The following is a 14,129-nucleotide window of genomic DNA, read 5'->3' on the forward strand; positions in this document are numbered from 1 at the left end:
CTGCTTTTTATATAAAAATTATATAATTTAAGAATATTTAAAGCCAAATAAAGTATTGTAAAATTTTATCGATAAATTAAATAGAGAAAATAAGGGGGATAATTATGGAAATAAATAATAGAATATATAATGGATATATGGAAAATGCAAATATTAATCAAAGGAAAAATATTGATAATAATACTCATAAAGACACTATAAAAAATGTTTATAATAATGCTGATAAATTAGAATTATCTAAAGATGTGAGAATAGCTGCTAGTAGAAGTAGGGCTATAATGGGACCTCAATTAGATAAGGGGACAGCTAGCAATACTACTATTTATGTGGATAAGTCAACATTTATGCAAATATCAAGCTATACAACCAATAATTCTGAGTGTCAGTGGGAGGAGCTTGGTGTAGATGGTGAAAAAAGATGGGTTGTAGTAAATGGGCAAAGATTTGAATGTCCGTTAAGTAAAGAAGAAAAAGAAGCTATAAAAAGAGCATCAAAAACTATGCTTGATTATCTAATAGAAGCCGACAAGGAAAAAGAAGAAAAGGAAGAGAAAAAAGAAAATATAGATTTTAAATTTAATGGCGATGGAAGCATATCTATAGGTGATGAATCTTTATTAAGTAGTAATCCAAAGTTAAGTGGATTATTAAAGAATGATAAGGTAATGAATATGTTAAAAGATATTGCTAAATTAAATGGTGGTAGTTTATCTATGCATATTTAATTATATACTTTAATGAGAAATAGAATACATAGTAAGTAAATTTTGTAATAAGTATAAGATTTAAGTATGTATTCTATTTCTTTTTATATGAAATGAGAGGAAAATTATAATATATACTATGCAAAAGTATATATTAATGTTATTGGATATGTTTACAAATTGTAATATAATTAGAATATAAATTAATTGCTTTCTCTGAATGTAGTGTTTATATTGTAAAGTGATTATTATAGTAGAAAATTATGATTCTATAGTGATAATAAAATTTAATTTAAATCTAATTTATAATATAAAAAGCTATATGTTAAAGATAATATTAATTTATATACTAACGAAAATTTGGGGGGAAGAGAATTGATTGAGTTAAGGTATAAAAATACTGAAGAACAATGGGTGGATTTTTCTATTTATAAAATGACTAGCCAAAGTAATAAGGATAGATTGGCTACTTTAAGAAGAAATTTGTTTTTGGGAATAGGTCTTTTTATAGGTGTGCTGTATTGCGTTTTAGGAATTCAAGAATATAGTAAAGGAGAAAGTCCAATATTTTCTATTGTATTAGGTGTAATTTTTGCTGGTACAGGAATATTTGGATATTTTAAATTACCTACATACTGGATTAAAAGAGCAAAGAAAAATTTTAAGGACTTATTTAAGAAAAATGAAAAATCTTTGGGAAGAACTATAGAAGTATTTTTGGAAAAAGACGGGTTGATAATTAATAGAAATAAGGAAAAGACGAAACTTTTATTAAATAACATTACAGATGTTACGGAGATAAATAATTGTTTGTATGTAATTTCAAATGATAATCCTGGAATAGTTATTCCTAATGATGCATTTGAAAATGCAGATGATAAGATGAATTTTAAAAATACTATAATGAGTAATGTAAAATAGTTAACCTTGCACTACGTTTGAAAAGTGTGCATGTCTAACAAAATCCATAGGCAATTTTGTTCTATTGGTATTAGAGTTTAATAAAAATTAATATAATATTTTAAAGCTATATTTTAAGTTGCAATTTAACTTAAAATATAGCTTATTTTTTGGAAATTCTATGAAGTATAGTAGGATTAAATTATTTAATAACAAATTTTGTTGAATATATTTACATTTTTAATAAAGTATAATATAATTTATTATAGTTCATATTATGAACAAAAATTTTGGGTGGAAATTTTAAATTGGAAAGCAGAGAGATGTTAAAAAAGCATAAGCCTAAAAATTAAAATTTTGGATAATATAATTTAGATACATATAAATAAAATATTCATATAGTTTAAATGTGTAGAGTGTAAATCAAAGGGGGAAGTTATATGTTAGAAGATAGATTGGAAATATTAAAAATATTAAACAATAATTTTAATATTAATCAAAGAGAGCTATCAAAGAGAACAAATATTTCATTAGGAAAAGTAAATTCAATTTTAAAGGAATTTACTCTTGATGGAACTATAGAGAGAATTATAAATAATAGGGGAATTTTATATAGAGTAACTGAAAAGGGAATGAAGATATTAGAAGAAAATCTTGCTTCAGCTAAAAATACTAGGTTGAAAATCCATGAAGAAGATAATAAACCTGTCAAAGAAGCTGTAATTCTTGCTGCTGGAAGAGCAAAGGACTTTGGAAAACCTGTTGGAATGCTTGAAATTCAAGATTTTAAGTTAATAGATAGAACTTTAAACATACTTAAAGAAAATGGAATTAATAAAATTACTATAATAACAGGTTATGAAAGTAATTATTATGATGAGTATTTTAAATCAAATAAAAATATAACTTTAGTTAAGAGCGATAAATATAAATGGACGGGAACTATGTATTCATTATCTCTGGCTAGAGAGTATGTTAAAGAGGATTTCTTATTAATAGAAAATGATTTAATTTTTGAAAAAAGAGCAATTAAAGAGCTTGTAGAAAGTAAAAGCAGAGACTGTATTCTTCTTACTAATGAAAGTGGATCAGGAGATGAGGCTTTTGTTGAAATAAGAGATAATCATCTATTTAAAATGTCTAAAGACATACATCAATTTAATAGAATAGATGGTGAAATGATAGGCATAACTAAGGTGTCTCATAAATTATATCAAATGATGCTTGAAGAATTTAAAGATAATATAAATCCATATTTAAATTATGAATATGTGTTATTAGATGTTGCTAGAGATTATAATATTGGTTTTGTTAAAATAGATGATCTTGCTTGGGGAGATGCTGACACTAAAAAAGAATATGAAAATATTTTGAATCATCTTTATCCAACTATAAGAAGACGTGAACTTAATTATGAAATTAACACTGTAAAGACCATAGTTAGAGAAGCTATGAAAGTATCCGAAGATGATATAAGTGAAGTTGTATCTGCTGGAGGAATGACTAATAAAAATTATAGAATTTGTGTTAAAGGAAAAAGATATATATTAAGAATTGCTGGTATTGGAACTGAAAGTATGATAAGTAGAAAGAATGAAATGTTTAATTCTTCAATTGCTTCTGAGAGAGGATATAATGTTGAAACTCCATATTTTAATGTTGAAACTGGAATAAAAATATCTACTTTTATAGAAAATGCAGAAACTTTAACTCCAAGAAGTGTTAAAAAGGAAGAGAATCTAAAACAAGTTACTAGAATATTAAGAAATTTACATGAGGATAATGAGTTCCCAATGAAAAATGAGTTTAATGTATTTAGAGAACTTGAAAAATACGAAGATATTTTAAAAAATTCCCATGGAGAATTCTTTGATGATTATGATGAAGTAAGAGAAAGATTTATGAAATTAGAACAGATTTTAAAAGAGTTAGATAGAGTATTTGTTCCATCTCATAATGATTTAGTATCAGAAAATTTAGTGAAGGATACGGAAGGTAGAATTTACTTAATAGATTGGGAATATAGCGGCATAAATGATGACATGTGGGACTTAGCAGCTCTTTCTTTAGAAAATAGTTTTTCAGAAGATGATATAGAATTAATGTTTAGACTTTATTTCAATGGTGAGGCAGATGAAAATTCAAGAAAAAGATTATTAATTCATCAAATAAGCCAAGATTTATTATGGGCTGTATGGACATTAATTAAAGAAAATGAAGGCGATGATTTTGGTACTTATGGAATAGATAGATACAATAGAGTAAAAGAAAATTTAAATAAATTAGAAGCTGAATTTTAGGAATGTAACTCTGTTTTACAGTATAGCGCTGATATATGTATAAACAAAGCTGGTCGGAGTAATTTGACTTAGGAATACTAAAATGAGTAGAGTCCCATTTCAGCTTGCTCCAAATATAATTTTTGACAAGCAATAAATGTGACAATACTCATTAAGAATTCTCAAAGTCAAATTACAATGCCATTTTGTTTATTACATATATCAACATATATACAAAGTAGAGACAGAATTAATTTTAATAACCATGTTTAAATGTATAGTAATATTTTAGTATAAAGATCATGGACAGAGGAATTTGATTTAAGAATTCTAAAAATAAAATTCCAACGCCACTGCGCCTTTATACTAAAATATTAACATTCATAAAAACAAAGCGTTAAAATATGTATAAACAAAGCTGGATGGAGTAATTTGATTTAAGGAGAGAAAAACATATGAGAGCAATATTAGTAGCTGCTGGGATGGGAACTAGACTTAGACCGCTTACAAATACAATACCAAAGTCTTTAGTGGAGGTTAATGGAATTTCGTTACTTGAAAGACAAATAATAAATTTAAAAGAGATAGGAATAGATGAAATTGTAGTTTTAACTGGATATTTACATGAAAAGTTTGATAATTTAGTTAAGAAATATAATTTAGTTAAGATAGTTAATGATAAATATGACGTTTATAATAATATTTATACAATGTATTTAGCAAGAGAATATCTTCATGATGCTTTTGTTATTGATGCGGATAACTACATTAATAAAAACTTTTTACCTAAAGCTAAACCAGAGCATTCAGAGTATTATTCTGCTTGCAAGGAAAATATTGTGGGTGAATGGATACTAAAGTATGATGAAAGTGATAAATTATATAGAGTTGATATAGGTAAAGATGGAAATGAACCGGACTATATAATGTCAGGAGCATCTTATTGGAGTGAAAAAGATGGAAAAATTATAGCAGAAAAAATCGCTCAAAAGGTAGAACAAGAAGAATTTAAAGATTTATATTGGGATGATATAGTTGTAGAAAATCTTAATAATTTAGATATTTATGTTAACAAAATAGGATGTAATGATATTTTTGAAATAGATTCACTTGAAGATTTAGAGTACTTAAAAAATAAACTTAGTATAAAATAGACTTAATTGACAACTTCTTTAGTTAGTGTAAAATATAGTAGAAGTAAAATAATCCATTTAGTGATTATAGGAGGACTACATAGATGTCAAAATCAATATCGAAAAATGCATTGTTTAAAGGATCGTTAAATTTATTTAATATTGTATTACCAATATTAGTTGGTCCTGTAATAACAAGAACTTTAGGTGAAGATTTATATGGATATATTTCATATGCAGAATCACTAACAGGATGGTTTTTAATATTTGCTTGTTTTGGAATTTCTCAATATGGACTGAGAGAAATAAGTAAAGTTAGGGATGATGAAGAAAAGCTTCAACAAACATTTACGAGTTTATTTTTATTCACTCTATTTACCAATATATTAGTTTCTTCAATATATATGATTTTTATATATACAGTAGGAAGAGGTAGACCTGATTTTTATACTTGTATGATTTTAGGTTTTAATCTTGTTTTTAATCTTTTTTATGTTGAATGGATTAATGAAGCATTAGAGAATTATGATTTCATAGCTATAAAGACTATGATTGTTAGAATAATATATTCTTTACTAGTTATTTTTTGTATAAGAAATATTAATGATTTTGAATTATATTTATACTTAGTTATAGGTTTTAATTTCTTAAACAATATATTAAGTTTTGTATACATAAAGAAAAGAGTGAAATTTAATTTTAAAAATTTACATTTTAAAAGACACATTAAGCCAATGTTTTTTGTTGTTATCTTATCTAATGTAAATATTTTATATACTCAATTAGATAAATTAATGATGGGTAGTGGAGCAGTAGGTGCAGGAACTAGGGATGTTGGATATTATAGTTTAGCCCAAAAGATAATGACAATAATTAATACATTAATGCTTACTATTATTCAAGTAACTATGCCTAGACTTTCAAATTATTTAGGTAATGATTCCAAGGAAGAGTATATGTCTCTTTTAAAAAGAATTATAAAGATATATTTTATGTTTTTATTCCCAGCATCTATTGGCATGATATGTCTTTCAAAAGAGATAATACTTATGTATGCAGGACCTAAATTTATAGCAGCAGCACCTGTAATGTTTATATTTTCAATTTACATGTTAACTATTGGGGTTGAAGGAATAATATCTAATCAAATGATATACCTTAATGGAAGAGAAAAAGATGATGTTAAATTAGTATTAATTGGTGGGGTTTTAAATGTTATATTAAATATAGGCTTAGCTATAACAGGTAAATTTACACCTACAAATGCAATTATAACAACTCTTATTGCAAATTTAATTGTTATAGTACTTGAATATAGATTTGTAAGAAAAGTTATTAAAATAGATATAAATTTATTCGCATTTGAAAATGTTAAGTACTTTTATTATTCATTACTATTTATTCCACTAATATTTTTAATTAAGCATTTTATAAATAGTGTATTTTTAATTTCAGCAGTATCAGTGTTAGCATGTGGAATAGTATATGTAGGAATTTTATTTATAACTAAAGACGAAGTATTTTTACAACTTACAAATACTTTACTTAGAAAATTTAAAAGATAATGAATTAAGAGTATTTAAAACAGAGTCTTAAATTAAAAGTTGATTATAGAAAATCTAAAAGCGTGAAATTTTATTTTTGAAATTTCACGCTTTTTTAGTTCTATCAGTAAGCAATGTTACATAAGTTATTAATAAGTAAATAAAAGAATATGTAGTAATTCAAAAGCTAAAAAAGAGGGGGATTCTTATATGGTTAGGAGAATTATAAAAAGAAGCTTATTAGTACTTATGGCTACACTTTGTTTAAATGTTGTAATCGTTAATACAGATTTAAAGGTATATGCAACAACAATAGAATCAAGTGACTCAACAGATAATTTAAATTTATTAAGTTGTGAAAAACTCATAAAGGTATCTGAAGAGGAAAATGTGTACAAGACAAGTATATATAATAATGTTGAAAGAGCTGTAATTAATTATGAATTTTTAAATGAACTTAATATAGATAATATTGAAATAGATATATTAAATCCAAATAAAAATGAGAAATTTGCAAATTGTGTTTTAGATAGAAAAAATATGGTTATACTTATAGATAATCTTCAAATTGGCTTAACTAAAGTGATTATAAAAGATAAGAAAAATGAAAAAGAAATTTGTAAATTATATATAGATTATAATAAAAATTATAATGACAATGATGAAGTAGGATGGGTTAAAAGTTTGGGTGAGTGGTATTTTATAGACCCATCTACAAGAGATAAAAAAACTTATTGGTTACTTCATAATGGACATTGGTATTACTTAGGGAAAGATGGAGTTATGAAAAATGGATGGATTTTAGATAGTGACAAATGGTATTACTTAAATTCAAGTGGTATTATGGAAAGTGGTCTTATAAAAGATGAAAGTGGAAATGTATATTATTTAAATGAAGACGGATCTTTAAGAGTGTAATTTAAATTTGACATAATATAATTATTTTAATAATTATTTAATTAAATATATTTTATGTTTTAAAAGGAATATTAAATACAAAACAATTTAAATGACATAATGTATAAAAGAGTAAAGCTATTAGTAACTTTACTCTTTTTTTGTGTAAGAAATTAGGAGACTTTAAAATCTTAAAGTTTATGGCTTTTAACCATAGCATCAACTCTCTACTTCTAATTAATAAGATTTAATGTTTACACAAAAAATATATTTATGAACATATTGCTTTGAACAATGAACAATGATAATATTAATTTGTTCATAAAATGAACGGAAGTTTTGAGCAATATTTAGATAAATTAAAGAAAATAATATTTAATATGTTGATTAACAGCAATAAAAGGGGGACTTTAAAATGAATTTTAATAATAATTATAAAAAAGGAGTAGGGTGTGGAATTATTTCAGCTATATCATGGGGGGCTGATACAGTTCTTATGGGATTTATATTAGCAATGACACCATTTATAGAAACAAAACAAGCTATAATACTTGCCCCTATAATAACAGCCTTTTTACATGATAGTTTTTCTGCAATATGGACATTTATATATCTTGGATTAAGAAAAAAATTAGGTGATTTTTTTAGTGCAGTTAAAACTAAAAGTGCTTTATGGGTTGCTCTTGCAGCATTGCTTGGAGGCCCAATTGGCATGAGTGGATATTTACTATCAGTAAAGTACATAGGACCATCTTATACAGCTATTATATCTTCATTATATCCAGCGATTGGAGCAGTACTTGCTACTATAATTCTAAAAGAAAAAATTAATAAAAGTGCATGGATTGGTTTAGTAGCAGCTATATTAGGGGTTTCTATACTAGGCTATACATCTACAACAAGTGCTGCTAATCCTATAGGTTTTATATTTGCAATAATTTGTGCATTTGGTTGGGGTAGTGAATGTGTAGTATGTGCCTATGGAATGAAAGGTGATGAAGTAACGTCAGAATTTGCTTTGCAAATAAGACAGTTTACGTCAGCTGTTGTATATGGATTAATTATTGTTCCAATAGTAGGAGGTATAGGACTTAGCTTTAATATCTTTAAATATAGTGCCATATTTTGGATTGCAGGAACGGCATTAGCAGCTACGGTATCATATTTATTTTACTACACAGCAATATATAAAATTGGAGCAACAAGGGCAATGGGAGTAAATATAACATATGTTGTTTGGGCAATTGTATTTGATACCATATTCTTAGGAAATAAAATAAATGAACTAACTATTTTAAGCAGTATTTTAGTTATAATAGGAGTTTACTTTATTGCAAAAGAGCCAGAACAAGAAGTTGAAGAAATAGAACTTGCAAAAGCAAAATAAAAATTTAAGCATTAATTAAATCTTTAGGTAAATCAATTATTATAAATTTACCTAAAGATTTTATTTTTTTGGAAGGATATTTTTTTTATTAAATTTAATTAAAATAAACTATACATGGTACTATAAAGTTAGGTATTATATTTATAGTAGATATTTATCGAAATAAAAAGAAAAACATTGTAAGAATTATTGAGGTGGAGTGATGGATATAAAAAAGAAATCTATTATTTTTGCAGTATTATTAGCGATAATTCCTGTTTTAATTACTATGAATATATATATTACAAAATTTACTCAGCGGTCTATTGAATTAATTAAAGAAAATGTAATAATAGCAGCAAGAGATCAATCAACTCATTTAGAAGATTTTTTTGATCAAAGATTAATTAATCTTAATGTTATTTCCAATATGCCAATAACTCATGATTTTCTAGATGATTTCAATAATAATATATTAGATAAATCTGAGGAAATGAAATTTAGAAAAGAAATTATATTTGATATTTTAAACTTAAGGCAGCAGGAACAACCATATTTAGTTAAAACATCATTAATTAGCAAAGATAATACAATAATAGCATCAAGTGACAGTGATAGTATTGGTAATAAAGCTGTTTTTGATAAAAACGATATAATAAAATTTAATAATAAAGAAACTGTTATTACAGATATTATAGAAAATGAGAAATTTAATAATGGAGAAAAAAGTGCAATTATAGCAATACCAATATTTTTCCATGATGAGTATCAAGGTGTTATAGAAAGTGTTATTAATATGCAGTACTTTGAAAAAGTTGTTAATGAGGTACGCTTTTTTAATACTGGTAAAATTGCAGTTATGGATAGCAAAGGAACTGTAGCTGCAACTATAAGTGATTGCTTAGATGAAGATATATATAATATAGATAGACCTAATACTTTAGAAGAAGCATGGAAAAATATAGACTTTAAAAATAATTCAAGTGGATTAATTGAATATAGCATTGATGAAATTGAAAAAATAGGTTATTTTTATAAAATACCTAATTCTAATTGGGTAGTTTTGAGTGGAGTTGAGTGGTCAGAGTTTAAGGACCCTCTTAATGAAAGTATTAATATTATGTTTTTTATATCTATAATAATTTCAGCAGTTGTAGCTATAACATATATTCTTATTATTAATTTCTTCTCTAAACCTATTTATGGATTATTAAATTCAATAAGAGAAATAAAAAAAGGAAACTATAAAAGTAGATTTATATATAATGTAAAAGATGAATTTGGAGAAATATCTCAAGCATTTAACGAATTAATGGATGAAATTTTAAAGAATAAGATGCAACTTAAATTAAGTGAAGAAAGTTATAGAGTTATAATGGAGCAAACTGATGATATTATTTTTCAGTGGGATATTAATAATGATATAATAAGTTACTCTGATAATTGGAATCACAAATTTGATTATGAGCCTATTATTGAAGGCCAGGATTTAAATACATTAAATATTATTTATGAAGATGATAGAGAAAAGTTTAATGGGATAATCGATGAAATAAAAGATACCAATGAATATAGAGAATGTAAAGTTAGATTAAGAAAAAATGATAGTGAATATATATGGTGTAAATTTAGAATTAATATAATTCTAGATGAAAATGATATGCCAATAAAAGTTATAGGTGTAATAACAGATATTGACCATGAAAAAAGAGAAAACGAAAAATTATTGTTTAAAGCAGAAAGAGATAGTTTAACTGAAATTTACAATAAAATAACTGCTCAAAATATGATTGAAGAGTATATAAATGAAAGCTCTAAAGAGGATAAACATGCATTGTTTATTATAGATGTTGATGATTTTAAATCTATAAATGATAATTTAGGACATTTAACTGGTGATTACGTTTTAAAAGATATTTCAACTAAAATAACAGATATATTTAGTGAAAATTCAATAATAGGAAGAATAGGTGGAGATGAATTTATTGTATTTTTAAAAGATATTGAATCAGAGGAGTTTGTTTGTCAAAAAGCTGATGAATTAGTTAGCGGATTTAGAGAAAGTTATACTGGAAAAGATGGTGTATACAAGGTATCAGGAAGTATTGGGATTTCTATATATCCAAAGGGTGGTAAGAATTTTGAAGAACTATTTTTAAGTGCAGATAATGCTCTTTATTATGCTAAAAAACAAGGAAAAGATACATATTACATAGTTAAATCAACATAAAAGAGCTATAATTAAAAAAGCATAAGGAGGTAGCAGTAATGATAAAATTAATAGTGTCTGATATGGATGGAACACTTTTAAATAGTGAACATAAGATATCAAAAGAAAACTTAGAAGCAATAAATGGTGATGTATAATAAAAATCATTAATATTTAAAATAGAGAGTATATGAAAATGTAAACTAGAATTTTAGTTTGCATTTTTTTGTTGCGTAAAATTTTTATTATAAAAAATAACAGGAAAAAATGTAAAAAATTAGAATGAACATATTGTGTTGAACATTGAACAATGGTAATATATAGTTGTTCATAAAATGAACAAAGGAAATGGTATTAATAAGGGGGATAAGTAAATGAAAAGTATATTAAAGAGAGGGTTTGGAATTGGATTAGCTTTAATGATTTCTGTGGGATTAATCTCTTGTAATGAAGGGAAAAGCAAAGAAACTTTAAGCAGAAATGGAAAAATTCAAGTTGAATATTGGTATGGTCTTGGAGGAAAGCTTGGGAAAAACATGGACAATATAATAAATGATTTTAATAATTCTCAAGATAAGTATGAGGTTAAAGGAGTTTCACAGGAGGATTATGATACGACTTTTAAAAATTTACAAGCAGCTATTGCAGCTAAAAAAACGCCAGCACTTGTAATTTTAGAACCAGATAAAGCTTCAATTTTAAATAATAAAGGTGTACTTGAAAATGTAGGTAATTATACAACAACAGATAGTGATTTTAATAGTGATAATTACATAAAATCATTTTGGGATTCATGCAAAAAGGATAATAAACTATACGCTTTTCCTATGTTTGGAACAACACAAGTTTTATATTATAACAAAAAGGCGTTTGAGGATGCAGGCATATCTAAAGATTCATTAAATACTTGGAGTAAAATTGCTGAAGCAAGTAAAAAAGTAATTAAAAAGGATAGTGATGAAGTTAAGTTTTATGGTTGGGAGCCTATGTGGGGAGCTGACAATTTAATTGATGCATCATTAAGTAATGGTGGAAGTATTTTAAGTGAAGATGGAAGTAATGTATTAATAAATTCACCTGAATGGGTAGAAGTTTGGGATAATTTTAGAATGTGGATACATGATGATAAAATCATGAAAGTTAATTCAAGTGGACAAGGATGGGAATACTGGTATTCAACAATTGATGATGTTATGCAAGATAAAGCAGGGGGATATACAGGGTCATCAGGAGATCAAGGTGATTTAGATTTTGAAAAGCTAGGTGCTATTGAACAACCTGCATTTAAAGATGGAAAAGAAGCAAAACCAATTGCAGAAGCAAGACTTTTAGTTATTCCAAGTATAGCTAATGAAGAGGCTAAAAAAGGAGCTTATGAATTTATTAAATACTTTACAAGTGCATCAGTTAATGCAAAATGGTCAATAGCTTCAGGGTATATTCCTGTTAATAAAGCGGCATGTAATACTGATACATTTAAGGAATATGTGGAAAAAAATCCGCAAGCACTTATTCCAATAAAACAAGCGTTACATGCAAGTAAATCTTTTATTGACCCAACTAATGGAAAAATATATGATGCTTTAAAAGTTGCAGCAGATAAAGTTGAATTAGAAAATGTATCAGCACAAGAAGCTTTAGATGAAGCCCAAAAATTAGCACAATCAGAATTAGATAAAACTTTAAAAAAGTAATAAAACTTTAACCTATGTTCTAAATATGTGTTGATATATGCAATGCCACGTTGCCTATTGCATATATCAACACTTTGCCAAAACATAGCATGAAATTAAAGTCTTATAATATATCAACAGAACGTTTACAAAAATGGTGGAAAAGTATTTACTACTGTGGATAAGTTTTGGAATTTTAACAACTATTTTAATAGAGTGTTGATATTGTAAGTTTGCTTATTAAATAGATAGAGATGTATTCAATAGAAATCCAAATTTTATTTAAGGGGTTATGGAGAGCGTTATGAAGAAGTCTAATATTAAAAAGTTTGATCAAATTTTTACTATACTTATATTTGTATTGCCGGCTATTATTCCACTTATGATATTTTGGATAGTTCCAATTTTTAAATCACTGTTTATAAGTTTTACAGATTGGGATTATATAAGTGCTGAATATAGTATTGTTGGATTGAAAAATTATAAACAGTTATTTTCTAACAAATTATTTTATGAGGCGTTAAAAAATACAGTGATATTTACAGTGGGAACATTACTTCCAACAATAGTTGGTGGATTAAGTTTAGCATTATTGCTAAGAACAAAGTTTAAATCTTCAGCAATATATAAGGTTATAATATTTTCTCCATGGATTACACCTACAGTTGCAATTTCTATTGTATGGAGTTGGATATTTGAACCTGACTATGGATTTGCAAATTATATATTAACTTTGTTAAATTTACCTAAATTACAATGGTTGCAAAGTTCAAATACTGCTATGATTGGAGTAATTATCGTTACTGTTTGGAAAAGTATTGGATGGGCTATGGTTTTTTATTTAACTGCACTAGAGAAAATACCTAAAGATTTATATGAATCAGCTTCAATTGATGGGGCTGATTCATTAAATAAATTTAAGAGTATAACATTACCTTTAATTTCACCTACTACATTTTTTCTTAGTGTAATAACAATGATAAATTCTTTGCAGGCATATGATCAAATTCAGGTTTTGACTCAGGGAGGACCATCTGGAAGTACTAGAACATTATTATACATGTATTATCAATGTGCATTTGAAAATTTCAATATGGGAGAAGCCACTGCAATAGCAACAGTAATTTTGGCTATAACTTGCATACTTTCATTAATTCAATTTGTTGTTTCAAAAAAATGGGTACATTATTAATTACTTTATTTTAAGATGGAAAATCATAGAGTTTTATAAGATTGAAAAACAGGTAGGACTTAGGAGTGAGTAAATATTAGTTGAGAAGTGAGAGTGAAGAGTGGAGAGTTAAGGAAAAAAATTCTTGATGGAATTTTAAAATATATTATTAGAAAGTCTTTAGGACTTTCAACAAAAACTTTGAACTCTCAATTGTCCACTCTCAACTAAAAAGCGTGGCGCAGCCACTTTT

At 26.0% G+C, this 14,129-nt stretch carries 10 protein-coding genes and 1 pseudogene; all 11 read left to right on the forward strand.

Features of this window, described 5'->3' with window-relative positions:
- The first annotated feature begins 104 nt into the window (after window positions 1-104).
- The gene (locus NG901_RS00995; protein WP_252211784.1) at window positions 105-725 is read left to right on the forward strand and encodes a hypothetical protein; all 621 of its coding nucleotides are present in this window, start codon (window positions 105-107) and stop codon (window positions 723-725) included.
- A gap of 354 nt (window positions 726-1,079) precedes the next feature.
- Window positions 1,080-1,625, forward strand: coding sequence for a YcxB family protein (locus NG901_RS01000; protein WP_252211785.1), 546 nt, complete (start codon window positions 1,080-1,082; stop codon window positions 1,623-1,625).
- Between the two features lie 419 nt (window positions 1,626-2,044).
- A complete protein-coding gene (locus NG901_RS01005; protein WP_252211786.1) occupies window positions 2,045-3,904 on the forward strand; it encodes an NTP transferase domain-containing protein in 1,860 nt (619 codons plus the stop codon).
- Window positions 3,905-4,338: 434 nt separating this feature from the next.
- Window positions 4,339-5,037, forward strand: coding sequence for a sugar phosphate nucleotidyltransferase (locus NG901_RS01010; protein ID WP_252211787.1), 699 nt, complete (start codon window positions 4,339-4,341; stop codon window positions 5,035-5,037).
- Between the two features lie 83 nt (window positions 5,038-5,120).
- Window positions 5,121-6,581, forward strand: coding sequence for a flippase (locus NG901_RS01015; RefSeq protein ID WP_252211788.1), 1,461 nt, complete (start codon window positions 5,121-5,123; stop codon window positions 6,579-6,581).
- 189 nt (window positions 6,582-6,770) lie between these two features.
- The gene (locus tag NG901_RS01020) at window positions 6,771-7,478 is read left to right on the forward strand and encodes an N-acetylmuramoyl-L-alanine amidase family protein (protein WP_252211789.1); all 708 of its coding nucleotides are present in this window, start codon (window positions 6,771-6,773) and stop codon (window positions 7,476-7,478) included.
- A 394-nt stretch (window positions 7,479-7,872) separates the two neighbouring features.
- Window positions 7,873-8,844, forward strand: a complete 972-nt coding sequence (locus tag NG901_RS01025; RefSeq protein ID WP_252211790.1) for a DMT family transporter — start codon at window positions 7,873-7,875, stop codon at window positions 8,842-8,844.
- Between the two features lie 202 nt (window positions 8,845-9,046).
- Window positions 9,047-11,053, forward strand: coding sequence for a diguanylate cyclase domain-containing protein (locus NG901_RS01030; protein ID WP_252211791.1), 2,007 nt, complete (start codon window positions 9,047-9,049; stop codon window positions 11,051-11,053).
- Between the two features lie 38 nt (window positions 11,054-11,091).
- Window positions 11,092-11,175: pseudogene (locus tag NG901_RS01035) on the forward strand (HAD family hydrolase); the annotation flags it as partial.
- Between the two features lie 231 nt (window positions 11,176-11,406).
- A complete protein-coding gene (locus NG901_RS01040) occupies window positions 11,407-12,726 on the forward strand; it encodes an ABC transporter substrate-binding protein (RefSeq protein WP_252211792.1) in 1,320 nt (439 codons plus the stop codon).
- Window positions 12,727-13,009: 283 nt separating this feature from the next.
- Window positions 13,010-13,897: a carbohydrate ABC transporter permease gene (locus NG901_RS01045; RefSeq protein WP_252211793.1), complete on the forward strand. Its 888-nt coding sequence runs from the start codon at window positions 13,010-13,012 to the stop codon at window positions 13,895-13,897.
- The last annotated feature ends 232 nt before the right edge of the window (window positions 13,898-14,129 follow it).

It is taken from the genome of Clostridium sp. CMCC3677 (genome assembly GCF_023845585.1).
Taxonomy (GTDB): Bacteria; Bacillota; Clostridia; order Clostridiales; family Clostridiaceae; genus Clostridium; species Clostridium aquiflavi.

Bases quoted from the DNA above. Each gene is read 5' to 3' on its own strand.
- NG901_RS01005 (WP_252211786.1), top strand. From the start codon at position 2,045: ATGTTAGAAGATAGATTGGAAATATTAAAAATATTAAACAATAATTTT.
- NG901_RS01010 (WP_252211787.1), top strand. From the start codon at position 4,339: ATGAGAGCAATATTAGTAGCTGCTGGGATGGGAACTAGACTTAGACCG.
- NG901_RS01030 (WP_252211791.1), top strand. From the start codon at position 9,047: ATGGATATAAAAAAGAAATCTATTATTTTTGCAGTATTATTAGCGATA.
- NG901_RS01020 (WP_252211789.1), top strand. From the start codon at position 6,771: ATGGTTAGGAGAATTATAAAAAGAAGCTTATTAGTACTTATGGCTACA.
- NG901_RS01015 (WP_252211788.1), top strand. From the start codon at position 5,121: ATGTCAAAATCAATATCGAAAAATGCATTGTTTAAAGGATCGTTAAAT.
- NG901_RS01045 (WP_252211793.1), top strand. From the start codon at position 13,010: ATGAAGAAGTCTAATATTAAAAAGTTTGATCAAATTTTTACTATACTT.
- NG901_RS01040 (WP_252211792.1), top strand. From the start codon at position 11,407: ATGAAAAGTATATTAAAGAGAGGGTTTGGAATTGGATTAGCTTTAATG.
- NG901_RS01025 (WP_252211790.1), top strand. From the start codon at position 7,873: ATGAATTTTAATAATAATTATAAAAAAGGAGTAGGGTGTGGAATTATT.
- NG901_RS00995 (WP_252211784.1), top strand. From the start codon at position 105: ATGGAAATAAATAATAGAATATATAATGGATATATGGAAAATGCAAAT.